Genomic DNA, 18,564 nt, shown 5'->3' with positions numbered 1-18,564 from the left:
ATGCAGGAGGGGTACGTCAGTTGCCGGGCAGGGTCACGGCCACCCGAGCCGGTCCGCCGCGCGGGAAGACCTGCTCGAGCATCGTCACCAGGGCGCCGGCATCGACCCGGAGCGGGCGGATCGGCTGTGTGACCGGGCGCAGCACGGTGGCGATGAAGCCGAGGTCCGGCGACAACTGACTCAGGTACTCGTCGATCTTGGGCACCAACCGGGCCAGTTCGCCGTCCCACACGGTCTCGCCGACGTACGAGTAGTCCTGGTACGAACCGATCAGGTGGTCGAGACCTGCTCCGGAGGCGTTCAGTTCGGGAACCGCGTCCGCGAGCCGCGGGCCCAGCGCATCGGCGTACGCGTTCTCGCCGAGCACCTGCAGGTTGCGATACAGCCGCCGGATCTCGTCCTTCTTGTCGGCCAACGTGAGGGACAGCAGCCGCAACACCTCGACGACGTTGTCGATGTCCGACTCCCGGCCCCGCGTGGCGGTGTCGACCGTGTCGACGATGCCGCCCAGCGCATCGGTGTCGATCTCGCGCGTGAGTGCCTCGGCGACCGCGAGGGTGTCGCTGACGCTGGGAGCGACCGAGACGTCCGCCGCGTCCACCACGTCCCCGTCCGCCAGGTACGGCCCGGAGTCCGAGTGCGGACGGAAGTCGAGGAACTGTTCGCCCGCCGCGGAGAGATTCGAGACCCGCACCTCGGTGTCGACCGGAATCTTCTGCGCGGCATCCACTCTGACGACGGCACGGAGTCCACCGCCCTCGACGTCGATCCGCTCGACCCTGCCGATGGCGAATCCTCGCAACGTCACCTGAGAGGTGTCGATCAGGCCGCCGGACGTCGTGAGCGGCACGGTGATCTCGGCGTGGTCGCGTCGCGGATCGATGTCCAGGACGTTCAACGACAGGTATCCGACACCCAGCACGGCGACCGCCGCGAGCGCCGTGGCGGACAGGATCGAACCCCTCATCGCACGAATCCGATCGATCGCAGAACCTGAATCATCTCGTCGGCTCGATCGAGGCCGTCGGCCGGCCTCCGGCCTTCCCGGTCGGGTGCTTCTCCCGCGGGCGTGTCGCCCGAGACGGAGGCGATGCGGACGTTCGGCGACGACGTGAAGAACGGCACCAGCTTCTCGCGCAGCAGGGCGTCCATGCGGGACGCCAGCATCGGCGCCGTCAGATCGGCCGTGGCGAGAGTGCGGATCATGGGCTGCAGAGTGGCGATCACGTCGTGCAGATCTCCCGCCACCGGGTTGATCACGGCACCGATGTTCCGCGACATGTACCCCAGATCGATCAGCGCGTCGACCACGACCAACAGGGCGTCCGCGAGTCCCGCGACACGTTCCGGACCACTCGTCAGGATGGTGTCGAGCGTGTCCGTCTTCTCGGCGAACGACCGGGTCACCGCCTCGGCGCCGCCCAGGATGCGGTCGAGCTCCGTCGTGTTGGTCGCCAGGTCCCGCAACGCCTCTCGGGCCTTGTCGTTGATGAGGTCGACCGTCGCCGGATCCGGTGGGATCGCCCGGTTGAACCGATCGATGGACCGCTGGAAGTCGACGATGTGCCCGCCGGCCACCACCTCGGAGAGCCCGCGCAGCACGTCTTCGACGTTGTCCGCCGGCGTCGTCCGCTCGAGCGGGATGACATCGCCGTCCTGCAGGGTGGCACCCGAAGTGTCGGATCCGTCCTCCGGACGCTGCAACGCGACGTAGATCTCGCCCAGGATCGTGCCCTGGCGCAGTTCCGCTCGCGTGAGCGCCGGCAGTGCGACGGTGCGATCGACGTTCACGGCGGCGACGGCGGTCGAGCCGGTGAGGGTGACCGACTCCAGGAGCCCGACGTCCACACCGTCGAGGACCACCTTGGCCCGCGCCGGCAGATTCAGCACACTCGAGAACTCGATGTCGACCCGGTAGGTCGGGCCCGGAACGTAACTGCCCGGCACGGGCAGGTCGGCGATCGAGGCACCGCAGCCCGACGCCGTCACGGCCGCGGCCGCCACGGTCAGCGCCGCCAGGAGCCGCTTCACCGGGACCCTGCCGATCCGAGCACGAGCGGGACCAGATCGACGTTCACGGTGGACCCACCCGCGACGGGCACCGCGAACTGCGGAGGTGCGAACGTCAGCCGGGCGGCCTGCGTGTCCGGATCCTGGAGGGAGGCGAGCTGTTCCGTCTGCTTCGGCACCCGCGACAGGATGCTCGCGATGTCGCCGACTCTGCTGACGATGATCGCCACGATCGGGACGACGACGTCGAGCACGCGGTAGAGCGTGGGTGCGAACTTCGGCAGCGTCTTCTCGAGGACGGGGAGAAACTCGACCGTCAGGTCGATCGCCTGGGCGAACCGCTCCGAGAAGTCGCCCGCGGCCCCGAGCCCCTGCTTCAGGTTCTCGATCAGCAGGGTGATGTCCGGCCACCGGTCCACCAGGGTCGCCGTCAGCGTGTCGACGTTGTCGACCATGCGGCGCACCTGGGTGTCCTTGTTCGCCGGATTGCCGACCAGATCGGAGACCTGGGACAGCGCGGTCCCGAGTTGCTCCCCGCTGCCGTCGAGTGCGGTGTCGAGCGAGCGCAGGGTGTCGCCGAGAATCTCCTCGTCCGGCGGCCGCGGGTTGTCCGGATCGGTCGTCGACGTCGTTCCGAGAAGCTCCGCGCCGAGCTTGTTCACCGCCTCGAGGGTGTCGCTGATCCCGATGGGGGTGCGGGTGCGCTCGAGCGGGATGCACTCGTCGCGATCGAGGGGCACGCCGTCGCGATACGGCGTGGTCAGTTCGAGCCGGCGATCGGTGACGATGGAGTCCGACATCGTCACCGCACCCACGTCGGCCGGCAGCGTGAGCGAGTCCTCGACGGACATCGTGACCCGGACGTGGTCGCCGCGAGGCTCGATGCCGGTCACCTCGCCCACGGGGATGCCGAGGAGCGTGACGTCGTTCCCCTCGTAGAGACCGACCGAATCGGTCATCTCGGCGCACAGATCCGAGCGCGGGGTCCCGACGAGCTGGGCTGCGGACGACGCCGCGGTCCCGGCGCCGACCAGGACGACGGCGGCGACGGCCACTGCCACCACCTTGCTGCGAGCGGCCACGTCAGCACACCTTTCCGGGAACCGGGACACACAGCGTCGATCCGGTGACGACGGCGGCACTGCGGTCGATGACGGGCCCGGCGCCGGTGTCGAGAAGGCCGGCCATGGACTCGGAGAACTCGCGGCCCGCGGAGATCGCGTCGTCGATGGACCCCGTGCGCTCCTTCAGCGACGCCACGAGATTCTCGACCTCGTCGATCGTGGGGCCGAGCCCCTCGTCGAGCGCCATGATCGGTCGGTGCAGGAGCGAGAACAGCCGGTAGAGCTTGTCGGCGGCCGCGGCGACGTCGGCGCGCTTCGCGCCCAGCTTGGAGGTGATGATGCCGATCTGCTTCAGCAGCCCCAGCAAGATCTCGCGATCGGTCGCCAGTTCGCCGATGTACTCGTCGGCCACGTCGAGGCTCCGGTCGAGATCGTCCTGGCGATCGGCGATCGCACCGGTCATGGACGTCAGGGTCGTGGTGATGTCACGGATCGACTCCGGCTGAGCCTGCACGGCCCGATCGATCTCGGCGATGTTCTGCCGCAACGACGTTCCGTCCAGATCACGGAGGATCGGCGTCGCCGCCTCGACCGTGTCGGACAGCGAGAACGGCACGCGGGTGTGCTCGAGCGGGATCTCCCCGTCCTGCAGCTCTCCGGTACCGCCGGGAGTCAGCGAGAAGTAATGGCCCCCCACCGGCGTCAGCAGGCGCACCCCGAGCGACGTCGCGTCGCCCAGTTCGACGTTCTCGTCCACCTCGAAGGCCACCTGGACGTGGTCGCCGTCCAGCTTCATCGACGTCACCGATCCCACCGAGATACCGGCGATGCGGACGTCGTCCCCGGCGTGCGCTCCGCCGGTCGTCTCGAATGCCGCTGTGTACGTGCGATGCCCGATGGGAAGCGAGTACACGACGACGGCGGCCACCACGGCGACGACGAGCGCGAGCACGCCCACGATTCCCCAGACGGTCTGGCTTCCCTGACGCACGGAGCTCATCGGCACACCACCAGGCGCTGGGTTCCGAGCACGACCGAGCCGATGCCGGGAATCTCGGTGTCGCCGGCCGAGCACGCGGAGACCTGCCCCTCGGGGGCGTTGCGCACCGTCTGGTCGACACCGCGCAGCAGACTGGGCACCATCGCGAGCAGGTCCACCAGTTGCTGAGCTCCCGGTACGAGCCGCCTGAACGCCGAGTCCACCGGGCCGTACTCGGAATCGTAGGTGTCGCGCAACTGCTCTCCGATCGAGATGAACGGTCCCTGACCGGAATTGATGTCGTCGACGGACGAGAGCAGGGTGTCGGCCCTGTCGGCGAACGTCGACACCACGCGGTCGAGTTCGGCGAACAGTCGACCCAGTTGCTCCGAGCGCTCGGCCACCACACCGGAGATGGCGCCCAGGTTGCGGATGAGGAGCACGATGAGGTCCTCGCGCTGCGAGGCATAGGTGGTCAGCCCGTCCAGGTCACGCAGGACCGGCCCGAGGCCCGACCCGTCGCCCTGCACGAGATCGAGCACGTTCTGCGCGAACCGGTTCACCTGGTCGGTGTCGATGGTCTCGAAGATGGGCTGGAACCCGTCGAAGAGCGTCGTGATGTCGAACGACGGCACGGTCATGTCGTCCGCCAGCGAGGACCCCGGTGCCAACTCGGATCCCGAGTCGTCGGTGCTGATGAGCTCGAGATACCGCTGACCCAACAGGTTCTGGTAGCGCACAGCAGCTTTCGTGGTCGTGAGCACCGGCCGGTCGGAGTCGACCTCGAAGGACACCCTGGCCCGGTTCCCGTCGAGTTCGATGTCGTTCACCGACCCCACGAGCACGCCCGAGAGGCGGACGTCGTCACCGGCGTAGAGACCGGAGACATCGTCGAAACGCGCGTCGAACGTCGACCGGTCGTCGCCGCCGCCGTTGCGCAGCGCGCCGCCCACGAGGACGAGACACAACACGGCCACGAGCGCGAACGCACCGAGCTTCACCAGGGTCGCCACCGGCGTCCCCACCACCGACGAGCGCGTCACAGCACACCGCCCAGTCGCGCCGCGAAGGCTTCCGCCGGACCGGCCATGGCGGGCATGTTCTTCACGATCACCTGAAGTTGCAGCTGGGTCCGGCCGTCGACGTTCGGGAAAGCGTCCTCGACGCCGGAGATCACGTCGGGTACACGCTGGTATGCCGGCGCGAGCGTTCCCGCCGAGAGCGCCACCGGCAGCAACACGTCCAGCAGGGTGTCGAGCAGCGGGCGGAGGTACGGACCGTTGTCGCGCAACAGATCTCCCAGTGGGATCGAGAGGCCGGATCCGAGTCCGGACATGGCCTTGATCGCCCGCGCACTGTTCTCCGGATTCTCGAAGTACTCACTGCTGGTGACGACCTGGTCGATCACGTCGGTGACCGGTCCGATGGAGGCGCCCAGCCCGTCCGCCAACTCACCACCGCGGTGCAGCTTCCAGGCGAGCGGCGCACGCTGGGTCTCGGCCATCATCTGCGCGGTGTCGAAGAAGGGCTTCAGGCTGTCGCCGAACTCCGACGACACGCGGGACGCCAGGTCGAGCACCCGCTCGGTGTTGTCCGCGTCCAGCACGTCGGTCAGATCGGCGAGTCGGCGGAAGACGCCGGTGACCGTCGCCGTCTCGGTGTCGTCGCCCAGTGCCAGGACGGTGTCCTCGCGCAGCGGGGATCCCTGTCCCTCCGAGTACAATTCGATGACCGTCGCTCCGAAGACCGTCGCGGAGGAGAACCGCGCGGTGACGTCGTCGGTCAGGACCGAGGCGACGGCCGGCTCGATGTGGGCGTGCACTCGCTGCGATCCGAACCCGAGCGGCTCGATCTCGTCGACACGGCCTATGGGTAGTCCGCGGTACTTGATGTCCGACCCGACCGCGAGGCCGTCACCGACGGCGGTGCTGTCGATCGTGAGATCGAAACGGGACTCGAAGTCACCGGTGGCGTACTTGCCGAGCACCACACCGAGGACCACGAGCACGACGGCCACCACGAGGCCACGTACCCGGAGCGAGCGAGGGCCCGCGGATCTGCGGGACAGATCGTCGAAGACTGCCATGGTCCCCTACCCCGAGATCCTGATGCCGACGTCGACTCCCCAGATGACCACGGTGAGGATCATGTCGAGGACGACGATGACGATGAGCGACGCGCGGATCGCGCGGCCCGACGCACGGCCGACACCCTCGGGTCCGCCCGTCGCGTAGTAGCCCTGGTAGCCGTGGATCATGATGACGGCGCCGACGAAGATGGTGGCCTTGAGCAGGGAGTACAGCAGATCCGACGGCTGCAGGAACGCCGAGAAGTAGTGGTCGTACGTCCCCGACGACTGATCGCCGAACGCGGCGACGATGAACGCGCACGAGACGTAGCTCAGGATCAGCGTGAGCAGGTACAGCGGAATGATCGTGACCACGCCGGCGATGACGCGCGTGGTGACGACGAACGGGATCGAGCGGATCCCCACCACCTCGAGCGCGTCGATCTCCTCGGAGATGCGCATCGCACCGATCTCCGCCGTCATGCGGCATCCCGCCTGGGAGGCGAACCCGATCGCGGCGATCATCGGGGCGAGTTCCCGCGTGCTGGCGTAGGCCGAGATGAAGCCCGTGAGAGGACCCATGCCGACGAGATTCAGGGCGTTGTAACCCTCGATCCCGATGGACGACCCCACGGCCACGCCGAGGATGACCAGCACCGAGACGGTACCGCCGCCGACCACGAGATTACCGCTGCCCCAGGTGATGTCGGTGAGCACGATCATGGTCTGGCGCCGGTAGGCACGCAGGGTGTGCGGAATCGCGACAAGCACCTGCCACACGAAGGTGAGCTGATGCCCGAGGTGCTCGACCAGCCCGAGCGGTACGCGGGCGATGCGCTTGCCGCCGCGGACGAGCGGCGCGGTGCCGGGCGGGGTGTAGCGAGCGACGGTCATGGCGTCACCCGAGCCGCTGCGGAAGGAACATCGACACCAACTGGGTGGCGAGGACGTTGACGATGAAGGCCGACAGCACACCGACGACGACCGAGGCGTTCACCGCGTTCGCGACACCGCGAGGGCCCGACGTGGCCTCGAACCCACGCTGGCACGCGACGAGAACCACGATGATGCCGAAGATCTCGGCCTTCACCATCGCGACGACCAGATCGGTGGTCGAGGCGAAGGACGCGAAGGAGGACAGGTAGCTGCCCGGCGTACCGCCCTGGAACCCGACGTTGACGACGTACCCGGACACCAGACCCATGAAGATGACCAGCGAGCACAGCAGCGGTGCGACGACGAGCATGGCGGCGAGCCGGGGGGTCGCGAGCCGACGCACCGGGTCGATGCCCATGACGCGCATCGCGTCGATCTCCTCGCGCACCGTGCGGGCACCGAGATCGGCCGCGATCGCGGATCCTGCTGCGCCGCCCAGCAACAGCGCGGTCACGATGGGCGCTCCCTGGCGGATGACTCCGAGGCCGCCCGCGGCGCCCGCGATGGACGTGGCACCGATCTGGTTGGTCAGGCTGCCCACCTGGACCGAGACGATGACACCGAACGGCACCGAGACGAGCACGGCGGGAAGCACGGTGACCGTGACCATGAACCACGCCTGGTCGAGGAACTCGCGCCAGGCGAAGCGCAGGCCGACCAGGTCCCGCACCAGGTGACCGAACGCAGCGACCACGAGGTCGGCGAAACGACCCAGCGTGCGGGTGCCCGTGGTGACGCGGGAGACGAGCGGCATGCTGCGCGCCATGTCGATCCCCCCGTACGTCTCGAGTCAGTCGGACGCAGGTGGTGCGCCGCGCTGAAAACTAGCGCGGCAGAACGGGGATCGAGTCGGTTTCTCGGGAGTTCAGTGACGCCTGACAAACATCGGGCCCCGGACTAGGTCGCGATGCGACCGTTGACGTACTCGTAGAACCCGGCACTGGTCTTCTTGCCCAGCAGGCCGGCCTCGACCATGCGGAGCAGGAGAGGCGGCGGCGCGTACAGCGGTTCCTTGTACTCGGCGTACATCGAGTCGGCGATCGACTTCACGGTGTCGAGCCCGATGAGGTCCGACAGTGCGAGCGGGCCCATGGGATGCGCGAGGCCCAGCACCGTGGCCTTGTCGATGTCGTCGCGCGTGGCGAAGCCCGACTCGACCATGCGGATCGCCGAGAGGAGGTACGGCACCAGCAGAGCGTTGACGACGAAGCCGGACCTGTCCGCCGCGCGGACGACCTGCTTGCCGAGGACGTCCGCCGCGAAACGTTCCGCGCGTGCCAGGACGGCATCGGACGTCTTCAGCGACGAGATGAGTTCCACGAGAGGCAGAACCGGCACCGGGTTGAAGAAGTGCATGCCGATGACCCGCTCGGGGCGGGTCGTGGCCACGCCGAGCTTCATGATCGGGATCGACGAGGTGTTGGAGGCGAGCACCGCGTCGGGATCCGTGACCACCCTGTCGAGCTCGACGAAGAGAGCCATCTTGATCCCCTCGTCCTCGAGCACGGCCTCGACGACGATCTCGCGATCGGCGAAGTCGGACAGCTCGGACGTGAAGGTCAACCGTGCGGCGGCCTGCTCACGTTCGCGCTCGGTGATCTTGCCGCTGCTGACGCCGCGGTCGAGCGACTTCAGGATGCGCGCCTTGCCCGCGGCAGCCAGTTCGCGTGTCTGCTCGAACACGATCACGTCGACGTGGGCGCGTGCGCACACCTCGGCGATTCCGGCCCCCATCTGTCCGGCGCCGACGATCCCGACACGTTCGATCTTGTCCACGGCCACGAAAACTCCTTCGAAATGGGACTCCCTGCGCGACAACGCGAAAGGGTGAGACGGGGGTGACTCTGCTGGGGCACGGGCGAAGCCGGGCCGATACGAGACAGGCGGCCCGCAACGAATGTCGCGAGCCGCCTGACTAGTGCGCTGAAACCTCGGAGTGGCGGATCAGTGGAACTGGCCCTCTTCGGTGGAGCCCTTCAGGGCTGCGGTCGACGTGTTGGGGTCGACGGTGGTGGCGATGCGGTCGAAGTAGCCGGCGCCGACCTCACGCTGGTGCTTGATGGCGGTGAAGCCACGCTCCTCGGCCGCCTTGAACTCGCGCTCCTGCAGGTCGACGAACGCCGTCATGCCCTCGCGGGCGTAGCCGTGCGCCAGATCGAACATGCCGTAGTTGAGCGAGTGGAAGCCGGCGAGGGTGATGAACTGGAACTTGAAGCCCATCGCGCCGAGCTCCTTCTGGAACTTCGCGATGGTCGCGTCGTCCAGGTGCGCCTTCCAGTTGAAGGAGGGCGAGCAGTTGTAGGCGAGCAGCTGGTCGGGGAACTCGCTGCGGACCGACTCGGAGAACTTCTTGGCGACCTCGAGATCCGGCACGCCGGTCTCCATCCAGATGAGGTCGGCGTACGGGGCGTAGGCCTTCGCACGGGCGATGCAGGGCTCGATGCCGTTCTTCACGCCGAAGAAGCCCTCGGCGGTGCGGGTTCCGTCCAGGAACTCCTGGTCGCGCTCGTCGACGTCCGAGGTGATCAGCGTGGCTGCCTCGGCGTCGGTGCGGGCGATGATGACGGACGGCACGTCGGCCACGTCCGACGCGAGACGCGCGGAGGTCAGGGTGCGGATGTGCTGCTGGGTGGGGATGAGCACCTTGCCACCGAGGTGGCCGCACTTCTTCTCCGAGGCGAGCTGGTCCTCCCAGTGCACGCCTGCGGCGCCGGCCGCGATCATGGCCTTCTGCAGCTCGTAGGCGTTGAGCGCGCCACCGAAGCCGGCCTCGGCGTCCGCGACGACGGGCGCGAGCCAGTTCTTCACGGACGAGTCACCCTCGACCTTGGCGATCTCGTCGGCGCGCAGAAGAGCGTTGTTGATGCGACGCACGACGCTCGGAACCGAGTTGGCCGGGTAGAGGCTCTGGTCCGGGTAGGTGTGGCCGGAGAGGTTGGCATCACCGGCGACCTGCCAGCCGGAGAGGTAGATGGCCTGGAGGCCGGCGCGCACCTGCTGCACGGCCTGGTTGCCGGTGAGGGCGCCCAGCGAGTTGATGTAGTCCTCGTTGTTCACGAGATCCCAGAGGATCTCCGAGCCGCGACGCGCGAGCGTGGCTTCCTCCACGACGCTGCCCTGCAGGTCGGACACCTGCTGTGCGGTGAAGTTGCGGGTGACGCCCTTCCAGCGGGGATTGGTGTCCCAGTCCTTCTGGATCTCTTCCGTGGTCTTCGGTGTGCCGGTGGTCGACATCGAAAAGCTCCGTCTCTGTTGCGTCTGCGTCGGCAGCGTGCTCGTGCTTCGCAGGCTTGCCAGGCATATCGGATGTACGACCCCACGATGGCACAGAGAAAAAGTGGTGTCTACCTGCTGAGACTGTAAATCTACGCTAAGCAGTACGCGCGTTCTGCGAATCTTGCGAAGAACGTCGCGAGTGTCGTGGCGACTCCGTACCCGTCAGTAACCTGATAACCGCAGTTCGGGAACGAAATGCACGCAATGCCGAACACCGACGAGATCGCCGTGCGACACACTCACTCCCGGCGTCGCCCGCGGCCGGCTGTGACCACCGTCACCGTACGTTCGTACTGTTTTCTGGTGCGTCAGGCTGTCGCAGCGACCCGACGACGCTCGGTCAGCACTCCCAAGACACCCATCGCCGCGATCACGACGCCGCCGACGAGCGCGTAGTAGTCCGCCGTGCTCGCACCGGCGGGGAATGCGAGGACGACGGGTGACGTCGCCAGCACGACACCGAGTACGACGTGGGCCCAATGGCTCGAGCGCGATGCACTGCCCATGGCCCACAGCGCCGAGAATGCCGCCAGCAGACCCAGCACGAGGATGGCGCCGGCCACCTCGCTGCGGTGGGGCACCGGGAGCCAGAGCGTCGACAACACCAGAACGGTGCCTGCCACCAGCACCACCGCGTCGCGGGCAATTTCCTGTCGTACCGAGTGGGCCATCTCGCTTCTCCTCACAGTCGTCTCTCACGTGCACTGCACATCTGCCCCCTGCAACGCCCAGTGTGCGCCCGTCTTCCCCGGCGCGCCCGTGTGTGACAGACCAGACCTGAAACCCGTCTCACCTGCAAGGACCTGGCAAAGACGGGGTAATGCCGGGGGCGTCCTAGACTGTCCGCATGGCACGGACCTACGTCGGCGGCCGGCTTCGCCAACTGAGGGTCGAGCGAGGGTTGAGCCAAGCGGCGCTCGCCAAGCAGCTCGCGATCTCGGCCAGCTACCTCAACCAGATCGAGCACGACGTCCGACCGCTGTCGTCAGCGGTGTTGACGCGCATCACCGCAGTGTTCGGAGTCGACACCACGTTCTTCTCCACCCAGGACGACACGAGGCTCGTCGCCGAACTCCGCGAGGTGACCCTGGACCAGGACGTCGGAGTCGACGCGGACATCGACGAGCTGGCCGAACTCGTGGCCGACCACCCGGCGATGGCGCGAGCGATGGTCACCATGCATCGCCGGTACCGCAACACCACCGCCCAACTCGCGGCGGCGACCGAGGACCGCTTCGCCGACGGCAGCGGCAGCGGATCCATCTCGAAACCGCACGAGGAGGTCCGCGACTACTTCTACCAACGCCAGAACTACCTCGACGCACTCGATCGTGCGGCCGAGGACCTGGCGAACCGATTGCGTTTCCACCGGGCGGACGTCGCGGCCGAGATAGCCAAACGGCTCCGCAATCTGTACGACGTCCAGGTCATCGAGCGCATCGACCTGGGCGAGAACGTCCTGCACCGCTTCGACGCGCGGACCCGTGTTCTCGAGATCTCCCCGCGACTGTCGGCCGGCCAGAAGGTGTTCCGCTTCGCGGCCGAACTCGCGTACCTGGAGAACGGCGACCTGATCCGCAGCATGGTCGAGGACGGGGGCTTCACCGGCGCGGAGTCGCGGGCACTCGCACGACTCGGCTTCGCCAACTACTTCGCCGCGGCGACCGTGCTTCCGTACGCGCGCTTCCACGAGGTGGCGGAGGATTTCCGGTACGACATCGAACGACTCTCCGCCTACTACGCGGTGAGTTACGAGACCATCTGTCACCGGCTCTCGACGCTGCAGCGGCCGTCGCTCCGCGGGGTCCCGTTCTCGTTCGTCCGGGTCGACCGTGCCGGCAACATGTCCAAACGCCAGTCGGCCACCGGGTTCCACTTCTCGTCGAGCGGCGGCACGTGCCCGCTGTGGAACGTGTACGAGACGTTCGCCTACCCGGGCAAGATCATGACCCAGATCGCCGAGATGCCCGACGGTCGGCGCTACCTGTGGATCGCGCGCACGGTGGAGCGGCGAGCGGCGCGCTACGGCGAACCCGGCAAGACCTTCGCCATCGGTCTGGGATGCGAAGTGCGTCACGGAAATCGGTTGGTCTACGCCGACGGCCTGGAGTTGGACGGATCCTCCGTGGCGACGCCGATCGGCGCCGGATGCCGCGTGTGCGAGCGTGCCCATTGCCCGCAGCGTGCGTTCCCGCCGCTGGGCAAGGAACTCGACATCGACGAACATCGAAGCTCGGTGTCGCCGTACACTATTCGCTGACTCAGTCCTCTTCGGTCTCGAACTGCTGCTTGCGACGGCGGCTGCGCCGGATCATCAGCGCCACCGCTCCGCCGCCGACGATCCCCCCGACCACCAGGCCCGCCCACGTGTCGGCTCCCGCGCGGCTCGGCAGGTACTTGTCGGGAGCGAGCGTCACGCCGATGCCGACGAATGCGACGAGCATCAACGCGGCAGTCACGTTGGCGCGCGCCGTGAACCACCGCGACTCTGCGAACAGGTCGACGTTCTTGGACTTGGCGTACCCGATGGTCGCGTAGTTCACGACCGCACCGAAGACGATGATGCCCAACGAGATCCACGCACCTGGCGGCCCGACAGCCCACGGGAGGACGGCGGCGGCGATCAGCCCGCCGAAGATGTGCAATTGCAGACCCACGGCGGCAGACTCGTTCCACACGTCCCTCTGACGCTCGTCGTCATAGAATTCGCTGTCCAGATCGCCGACCATTCGCATTGACGAGGTGAAGATGCTCATGTCGATTCCTCCTCAGGTTCGAGCCGATCATCGGGGGTGAGCGGGAAGAGATCCTCGACCGTCGAGTCGAGCGCTCCCGCCAGCTTCAGGGCCAGGTACACGCTGGGCGAATAGTCGCCACCCTCGACCGAGACGATCGACTGCCGGCTCACTCCGCACGCCCGCCCCAGTTCCGCCTGGGTCAGGCGCGACGACTTACGGAACTCCCGCACCCGGTTCGTCACGACCATGATCCGAGTCAACTCCACTTGTCATTACGTGTCAAGAGCTCTTGACATCAGACCACCGAGCGGGGGACGACTCGGGTGTTAGCCTCAGCGACGTGACAGGACACCGCACCCCTCCGGCCACCCTCCGCTCGCTGCGTCCCGTCAACTGGGGCATCGCCCGACTGGCCGGCGCGGTCACCCGCACCGGCGACATGCACCTGTTCTCCACTCTGGGACAGACGGGCGGCCTGTTCCGCGCCTGGCTGTTCTACAGCGGCCGCCTGATGCCGTTCGGTGGGTTGCCCCGCAAGGACACCGAGACGGTGATCCTGCGGGTCGCCGCACTCCGCGACTGCCGGTACGAACAGGACCATCACCTCCGTCTGGGCGCGCGCGCCGGCATCGACGACGCCCTCGCCGACGCCATCGCCGCCGGTCCCGACGCTCCGGGTCTCGACAGTCGGACCGCCCTGATCCTGCGGGCGGTGGACGAGCTGGTGTCGACCCGCGATCTGTCCGACGCCACGTGGACCGAGCTGACGACCGTCTGGTCGTCCCGATCGCTCATCGAGTTCGTGCTGCTGGTGACCCAGTACGACGGACTCGCCACCACGATCACGACACTGCGCATCCCCCGCGACTACCAGTAGCTGCACAGACGAGAACACCCCGGTCGCTCGTGAGCGGCCGGGGTGTTCTCGTCGGAAGATCAGAAGTTGATCATGTGCCCTGCGAGGCCGTGGATGGCCTCCTGCAGTGCCTCGGACAGCGTCGGGTGCGTGTGCACGTTGCGCGCGAGTTCGGTGGCCGTCAGGTCCCACTTCTGCGCGAGCGTCAGCTCCGGGAGGAGCTCCGAGACGTCGGGTCCGATGAGGTGCCCGCCGAGCAGCTCGCCATGCTTCGTGTCGGCGATGAGCTTGACGAAGCCGGTGGGATCGCCGAGTCCGTGTGCCTTGCCGTTCGCCGTCATGGGGAACGTCGCGACCTTGATGTCGTGGCCGGCGTCCTTGGCCTGCTGCTCGGTGAGACCGAAGCTGGCCACCTGGGGCTGGCAGAAGGTCGCGCGCGGCATGAAGCGGTAATCGTCGATGGGAAGCGTCTCGGCGCCGCCGATGGTCTCGGCCGCCACGACACCCTGTGCCTCGGCGACGTGGGCGAGCTGCAGCTTCGCCGTCACGTCACCGATCGCGTAGATGTGCGGCACGTTGGTGCGCATGACCGAGTCGATGGCGATGGCCCCGCGATCGGTGACCTCGACGCCCGTCTTGTCGAGCCCGAATCCCTCGACGCGAGGAGCGAATCCGACGGACTGCATGACCTTGTCGACGGTGACCGTCTCGGTCTCGCCGCTCTTGTTGTTCTTGATCGCGACGGTGACCTTGCTGCCGTCGTCGTCGATGCTCTGCACCGCGGCGCCGGTCATGATCTTCACGCCGAGCTTCTTGTACTGCTTGGCGATCTCCTTGGAGACGTCCTCGTCCTCGTTCGGGAGCGCGCGATCGAGGAACTCGACGATGGTGACGTCGACGCCGTAGTTCTTCAGGACGTACCCGAACTCCATGCCGATGGCGCCCGCGCCGACGATGAGGATGGAGCCCGGGAGCTCCTTCGTCATGATCTGCTCTTCGTACGTCACGACGTTCTCGCTCAGCGACGTTCCCGGCAGCAGCTTCGTGGTGCTGCCGGTGGAGATGATCGCGTTGTCGAAGGTGACGGTCTCGCTGCCACCCTTCGTCAGCTCCACCTCGATGGTGTTGGCGTCGGTGAACGACCCCTTGCCGTCGAGCTGGTCGATCTTGTTCTTCTTCATCAGGAAGTGGATGCCCTTGACGCGACCGTCCGCGACCTTGCGGCTGCGATCGTAGGCAGCGCCGAAGTCGAACGACACGTCACCGGAGATGCCGAACTGCTTGGCTTCCTTGGTGAACAGGTGCGCCAGTTCGGCGTTGCGCAGCAGAGCCTTGGACGGGATGCAGCCCACGTTGAGGCAGACACCGCCCCAGTACTTCTGCTCGATGATGGCGGTTTTCAGGCCCAGCTGCGCCGCGCGGATGGCTGCGACGTACCCACCGGGTCCGGCTCCGAGAACGACGACGTCATAGTGTGAGGTCACGGTTGTCCACCTTAGTCCCGTCGATCCGGACACACATCGAAAGGTCCGGCTACTGGCTGGTAACCGGACCTTTCGTGTCTTTATTTCAGCGGCTCTACTCAGTCGGGGATCATGTCGAACGTGTCGGGGTTCGGGCCGGTGCGGCCGTCCTCGCCCTTGTCCAGCGCCGATATGTCGGCGATCTGACGGTCGTCGAGTTCGAAGTCGAAGATGTCGAAGTTCGCCTCGACGCGCTCCCGCGTGACCGACTTCGGGAAGATGATGTCGCCGCGCTGGATGTGCCAGCGGAGGGTGACCTGCGCGGTGGTCTTGCCGACGTCCTTCGCGATGCGCTCGAGCTCGGGGTCACCGAGAACCTTGCCCTGCGCGATGGGTGACCACGCCTCGGTGGCGATGCCGTGCTCCGCGCCGTACGCGCGCACCTGGTAGTTCGAGAAGTACGGGTGGACCTCGATCTGGTTGACCGACGGGACGGTCTCCGTCTCCTGCGCCAACTTCTGGAGGTGCGGCACCTGGAAGTTCGAGACACCGATGCTGCGCGCCCGTCCGTCCTTCGTGAACTCCTCGAGCACCTTCCAGGTGGAGACGTAGTCACCGTCGTACTGCGTCGGCAGCGGCCAGTGGATGAGGAACAGGTCGATGTAGTCGGTGCCCAACTTCTCGAGTGTCTCGTCGAACGAGCGACGGGCGTCGTCGGGGCGGTGGAAGCCGTTGTTCAGCTTGCTGGTGATCCAGACGTCGTCACGGGAGACGCCCGAGTCCTTCACTCCCTGGCCGGTCTCCTTCTCGTTGCCGTACATCTGCGCGGTGTCCAGGTGGCGGTAGCCCACCTCGATCGCGGTGCGGACGGCATCGGCGGTCTTCTCCGGCTCGATCTGGAAGACGCCGAAACCCAGCTGGGGGATGGACCGGCCGTCGTTGAGGGAGAGGGAAGGAACGTGGCTCATGTGCGTGAACTCCTGTTCGTTGTTCGTGATCCGAGTTCGTGCTCGTGTGCGCGGAGTACCCCGCGACGGGGGCGGTGAAGCCACCCGCGGGCGCCCCGCTCCTCTGGTGCAACGGGTGTGTCGAATCGTTATTCCGGATCGATGGTCGTCGCGACGACGAGGACACCAGAATGACCACCATGAGCGACTTCAACTCGATGGTCATCGCGGAGTTCCGCGACAACGGTGGACACGTGGCGACAGCCGGGTTCGGCGACAACCTCGTGGTGCTGCACTCGATCGGTGCACGTAGCGGCGAGGTGCGGCTGAACCCGCTCTTCGCGATCTCCGAGAACGGCACCTGGTTGGTGGTGGGCTCCGCGGCGGGGGCGGTGAAGGATCCCGCATGGGTGCACAACCTCCGGGCTCACCCACGCATCGACATGGAGGTCCCCGGCGACGACGCGACCGTACGCACCATCGCCGTCGACGTCACCGAGGTGCCCGACGACGAATGGGAGACTCACTGGGCGAAGTTCACCTCGGCGTCCCCCGGCTTCCTCGAGTACACGACGACGGCGGAGGGGCGACAGTTCCCGATCTTCCGCCTGACGCCCGCCTGACAGGGTCGGGTCCAGCCGGCGTCAGGTCCACACGGCGTCGGCCACGCGGCGGAAGTTGCCGCCGAACACAGCCGCCACCGCACTCTCGTCCCAGCCGCGCTCGGCGAGCACGGCCGGGAGCGTGTGGGTGTCCTCGGGCGGAACCCACTGCAGTGCCCCGTATCTCGTGTACTCCTCGGAGAACGCCTCGGGGTGGAGCGCCAACTCGGTGTTGAAGTCCTCGTGGTCGAAGGAGTAGTCGCTGCCGACACCGATGTGATCGATCCCGACAAGGTCGACTCCGTACTCGACGTGGTCGGCCATGGCGCGCACCCGATCCGCGCGACGTTCGGGTTCGTTGACGCCGAGGAAGATGCCCACCCCGTTGATGCCGACCACGCCGCCGGTGTCGGCGCACGCACGCGCCTGCTCGTCGGTGATGTTCCGCGGATGTTCCCACAGCGCAGCGAAATTGGAATGACTGTAGATCATCGGCCGGGACGTCGTCGCGGCGATGTCGAGCCCCGTCCGCCGGGAACAGTGCGACCCGTCCGCTGCCATGCCCGCCTCGTTCATCGCCCGGATCAGGTCGCGTCCGTGGGCGGTGAGACCCGTGTCGACGGCGTCGAGGCATCCGCATCCCGCGGCGTTCGCATGGTTGTAGGTGGGCAGCATCGAGCGCACGCCCAGTTCGACGAAGTAGCGCACGTTGTCGAGGTCGCCGTCCAGAGGAGCGGAGTCTTCGAGGTCGAAGGCGAGGGCACGCAGTCCCCGTCGTCGGGCCTCGTCGATGTCGGCCACGCTCCGGGCCGGAAGGAAGCGACCGTCCGCGAGTGCCCGCGCACTCCACGTCGTGGCCAACTCCGTCGCCGACGCCTTCGTGTGGGGCGAGTAGCCGACGTTGACGGAGAGGTAACTCCCCGCCTCGTACCGCGCCAGTTCGGTGATGTCGGTGTCCGCGTACAGCGGCAGGCAGGTGTGCTGCTCCCACAGCGCTGTCACCGCGCACCCCCGGCCAGCGCGCGAGAGAGCAACGGGGCGAACAGCATCGCGAGCAGTGCGTAGAGGCCCACCGACGGGACGAGCAGCGCCACCGCGGAGACCACCAGGAACAGAACGACCGGAACCCAGGGCACCGCCGCGCCGCGCGCGCCGGGACGCAGATCTCCACGCAGGAAGCCCGCAGCGCGCACGCGTGCTGCGAGGAGACGGGACACGATCATGGTCACGGCGATGACCCCGAGGTACAGCCCCACCGACAACGGGTCCCCGTGGGGAGCCGCGACCTCCAGCACGGTCGCCACGGGCATCAGCACGATGCCGGCGAGCCACAGGAGGTTGAGCCGCACGACGACCTCGTCGTACCCCGTGACACGAGTGAAGAGCGCGTGATGATCGCGCCAGAACCCCGCGATGACCGCGAAACTGATGCCCGCGGCCACGAGTGCGTAGCCGTTCTCCCGCAGGAACGCTCCCGCACCCTCCGGGGTGTCGCGGGCACTGTCCACGAGGGGGAGCACGACGAGCGTGATGGCGATCGCCACCACCGCGTCGGAGAAGAACACGATGCGGTCCAGCCCCTGCTGAGAGCGCACCTCGGTGTCGGGTTCGGTCACCCGGACGAC

At 67.2% G+C, this 18,564-nt stretch carries 20 protein-coding genes; 3 read left to right on the top strand and 17 right to left on the bottom strand.

Features of this window, described 5'->3' with window-relative positions:
- Window positions 1-16: 16 nt before the first annotated feature.
- The 11 genes from QRN16_RS00505 to QRN16_RS00455 all read right to left on the bottom strand — a co-directional run bounded on the left by QRN16_RS00505 (window position 17) and on the right by QRN16_RS00455 (window position 11,004).
- A complete protein-coding gene (locus QRN16_RS00505) occupies window positions 17-967 on the bottom strand; it encodes an MlaD family protein (RefSeq protein WP_037186130.1) in 951 nt (316 codons plus the stop codon).
- The gene (locus tag QRN16_RS00500) at window positions 964-2,031 is read right to left on the bottom strand and encodes an MlaD family protein (protein ID WP_222631988.1); all 1,068 of its coding nucleotides are present in this window, start codon (window positions 2,029-2,031) and stop codon (window positions 964-966) included. The genes QRN16_RS00505 and QRN16_RS00500 overlap by 4 nt, the downstream gene beginning before the upstream one ends.
- Entirely contained in the window at window positions 2,028-3,092 is a 1,065-nt protein-coding gene (locus tag QRN16_RS00495; RefSeq protein WP_056441526.1) for an MCE family protein, read from the bottom strand. The genes QRN16_RS00500 and QRN16_RS00495 overlap by 4 nt, the downstream gene beginning before the upstream one ends.
- Before the next feature lies 1 nt (window position 3,093).
- Complete coding sequence (locus tag QRN16_RS00490) at window positions 3,094-4,074, bottom strand: MlaD family protein (RefSeq protein ID WP_156380447.1); 981 nt, start codon at window positions 4,072-4,074, stop codon at window positions 3,094-3,096.
- Complete coding sequence (locus QRN16_RS00485) at window positions 4,071-5,096, bottom strand: MCE family protein (RefSeq protein WP_285184305.1); 1,026 nt, start codon at window positions 5,094-5,096, stop codon at window positions 4,071-4,073. The genes QRN16_RS00490 and QRN16_RS00485 overlap by 4 nt, the downstream gene beginning before the upstream one ends.
- Window positions 5,093-6,139, bottom strand: a complete 1,047-nt coding sequence (locus tag QRN16_RS00480) for an MlaD family protein (protein WP_027506308.1) — start codon at window positions 6,137-6,139, stop codon at window positions 5,093-5,095. Before QRN16_RS00480 ends, QRN16_RS00485 begins: the two co-directional genes overlap by 4 nt.
- Window positions 6,140-6,145: 6 nt before the next feature.
- Window positions 6,146-7,015, bottom strand: coding sequence for an MlaE family ABC transporter permease (locus tag QRN16_RS00475; RefSeq protein WP_056441517.1), 870 nt, complete (start codon window positions 7,013-7,015; stop codon window positions 6,146-6,148).
- A 4-nt stretch (window positions 7,016-7,019) separates the two neighbouring features.
- Window positions 7,020-7,823: an MlaE family ABC transporter permease gene (locus QRN16_RS00470; protein WP_051613460.1), complete on the bottom strand. Its 804-nt coding sequence runs from the start codon at window positions 7,821-7,823 to the stop codon at window positions 7,020-7,022.
- Between the two features lie 131 nt (window positions 7,824-7,954).
- Window positions 7,955-8,839: a 3-hydroxybutyryl-CoA dehydrogenase gene (locus QRN16_RS00465; protein ID WP_285184304.1), complete on the bottom strand. Its 885-nt coding sequence runs from the start codon at window positions 8,837-8,839 to the stop codon at window positions 7,955-7,957.
- Window positions 8,840-9,001: 162 nt separating this feature from the next.
- Window positions 9,002-10,291 (bottom strand): isocitrate lyase, encoded by a 1,290-nt coding sequence (gene aceA, locus QRN16_RS00460; RefSeq protein ID WP_027506305.1) that lies wholly within the window; start codon window positions 10,289-10,291, stop codon window positions 9,002-9,004.
- Between the two features lie 350 nt (window positions 10,292-10,641).
- Complete coding sequence (locus QRN16_RS00455) at window positions 10,642-11,004, bottom strand: SPW repeat domain-containing protein (RefSeq protein WP_037186125.1); 363 nt, start codon at window positions 11,002-11,004, stop codon at window positions 10,642-10,644.
- A gap of 176 nt (window positions 11,005-11,180) precedes the next feature.
- Here QRN16_RS00455 and ramB point away from each other — a divergent pair, with 176 nt between their 5' ends.
- Window positions 11,181-12,593, top strand: a complete 1,413-nt coding sequence (gene ramB, locus QRN16_RS00450; protein ID WP_027506304.1) for an acetate metabolism transcriptional regulator RamB — start codon at window positions 11,181-11,183, stop codon at window positions 12,591-12,593.
- Window position 12,594: 1 nt separating this feature from the next.
- Here the strand turns inward: ramB and QRN16_RS00445 are convergent, their stop codons facing one another.
- Together QRN16_RS00445 and QRN16_RS00440 are read right to left on the bottom strand one after the other, a co-directional pair.
- Complete coding sequence (locus QRN16_RS00445; RefSeq protein WP_285184303.1) at window positions 12,595-13,089, bottom strand: DUF2029 domain-containing protein; 495 nt, start codon at window positions 13,087-13,089, stop codon at window positions 12,595-12,597.
- A complete protein-coding gene (locus QRN16_RS00440; protein ID WP_027506302.1) occupies window positions 13,086-13,319 on the bottom strand; it encodes a helix-turn-helix transcriptional regulator in 234 nt (77 codons plus the stop codon). Before QRN16_RS00440 ends, QRN16_RS00445 begins: the two co-directional genes overlap by 4 nt.
- 92 nt (window positions 13,320-13,411) lie before the next feature.
- Between QRN16_RS00440 and QRN16_RS00435 the strand changes: the two genes are divergently transcribed.
- Complete coding sequence (locus tag QRN16_RS00435) at window positions 13,412-13,948, top strand: carboxymuconolactone decarboxylase family protein (protein WP_027506301.1); 537 nt, start codon at window positions 13,412-13,414, stop codon at window positions 13,946-13,948.
- A 59-nt stretch (window positions 13,949-14,007) separates the two neighbouring features.
- Here the strand turns inward: QRN16_RS00435 and lpdA are convergent, their stop codons facing one another.
- Both lpdA and QRN16_RS00425 read right to left on the bottom strand, forming a co-directional pair.
- Window positions 14,008-15,411: a dihydrolipoyl dehydrogenase gene (gene lpdA / locus QRN16_RS00430; RefSeq protein ID WP_027506300.1), complete on the bottom strand. Its 1,404-nt coding sequence runs from the start codon at window positions 15,409-15,411 to the stop codon at window positions 14,008-14,010.
- A gap of 98 nt (window positions 15,412-15,509) precedes the next feature.
- Window positions 15,510-16,358 carry an aldo/keto reductase gene (locus QRN16_RS00425; protein WP_285184302.1) on the bottom strand — a complete coding sequence of 283 codons (849 nt, stop codon included), beginning with the start codon at window positions 16,356-16,358 and terminating at the stop codon, window positions 15,510-15,512.
- A gap of 179 nt (window positions 16,359-16,537) precedes the next feature.
- Between QRN16_RS00425 and QRN16_RS00420 the strand changes: the two genes are divergently transcribed.
- A complete protein-coding gene (locus tag QRN16_RS00420; RefSeq protein ID WP_027506298.1) occupies window positions 16,538-16,960 on the top strand; it encodes a nitroreductase/quinone reductase family protein in 423 nt (140 codons plus the stop codon).
- A 21-nt stretch (window positions 16,961-16,981) separates the two neighbouring features.
- On the opposite strand, the gene QRN16_RS00415 is transcribed toward QRN16_RS00420, so the two are convergent.
- Entirely contained in the window at window positions 16,982-17,941 is a 960-nt protein-coding gene (locus QRN16_RS00415; protein WP_027506297.1) for a dipeptidase, read from the bottom strand.
- Window positions 17,938-18,555, bottom strand: a complete 618-nt coding sequence (locus QRN16_RS00410; RefSeq protein ID WP_285184301.1) for a TMEM175 family protein — start codon at window positions 18,553-18,555, stop codon at window positions 17,938-17,940. Before QRN16_RS00410 ends, QRN16_RS00415 begins: the two co-directional genes overlap by 4 nt.
- Between the last annotated feature and the right edge of the window lie 9 nt (window positions 18,556-18,564).

Source organism: Rhodococcus sp. MEB041 (assembly GCF_030208955.1).
Taxonomy (GTDB): Bacteria; Actinomycetota; Actinomycetes; order Mycobacteriales; family Mycobacteriaceae; genus Rhodococcoides.
This window is presented reverse-complemented; position numbering and strand designations above follow the sequence as displayed.

Excerpts from the sequence above, each read along its gene's own strand:
- QRN16_RS00505 (WP_037186130.1), bottom strand. The coding sequence starts at position 967 with ATGAGGGGTTCGATCCTGTCCGCCACGGCGCTCGCGGCGGTCGCCGTG.
- QRN16_RS00490 (WP_156380447.1), bottom strand. The coding sequence starts at position 4,074 with ATGAGCTCCGTGCGTCAGGGAAGCCAGACCGTCTGGGGAATCGTGGGC.
- QRN16_RS00480 (WP_027506308.1), bottom strand. The coding sequence starts at position 6,139 with ATGGCAGTCTTCGACGATCTGTCCCGCAGATCCGCGGGCCCTCGCTCG.
- QRN16_RS00475 (WP_056441517.1), bottom strand. The coding sequence starts at position 7,015 with ATGACCGTCGCTCGCTACACCCCGCCCGGCACCGCGCCGCTCGTCCGC.
- QRN16_RS00470 (WP_051613460.1), bottom strand. The coding sequence starts at position 7,823 with ATGGCGCGCAGCATGCCGCTCGTCTCCCGCGTCACCACGGGCACCCGC.
- aceA (WP_027506305.1), bottom strand. The coding sequence starts at position 10,291 with ATGTCGACCACCGGCACACCGAAGACCACGGAAGAGATCCAGAAGGAC.
- QRN16_RS00455 (WP_037186125.1), bottom strand. The coding sequence starts at position 11,004 with ATGGCCCACTCGGTACGACAGGAAATTGCCCGCGACGCGGTGGTGCTG.
- ramB (WP_027506304.1), top strand. The coding sequence starts at position 11,181 with ATGGCACGGACCTACGTCGGCGGCCGGCTTCGCCAACTGAGGGTCGAG.
- QRN16_RS00445 (WP_285184303.1), bottom strand. The coding sequence starts at position 13,089 with ATGAGCATCTTCACCTCGTCAATGCGAATGGTCGGCGATCTGGACAGC.
- QRN16_RS00440 (WP_027506302.1), bottom strand. The coding sequence starts at position 13,319 with ATGGTCGTGACGAACCGGGTGCGGGAGTTCCGTAAGTCGTCGCGCCTG.
- QRN16_RS00425 (WP_285184302.1), bottom strand. The coding sequence starts at position 16,358 with ATGAGCCACGTTCCTTCCCTCTCCCTCAACGACGGCCGGTCCATCCCC.
- QRN16_RS00420 (WP_027506298.1), top strand. The coding sequence starts at position 16,538 with ATGAGCGACTTCAACTCGATGGTCATCGCGGAGTTCCGCGACAACGGT.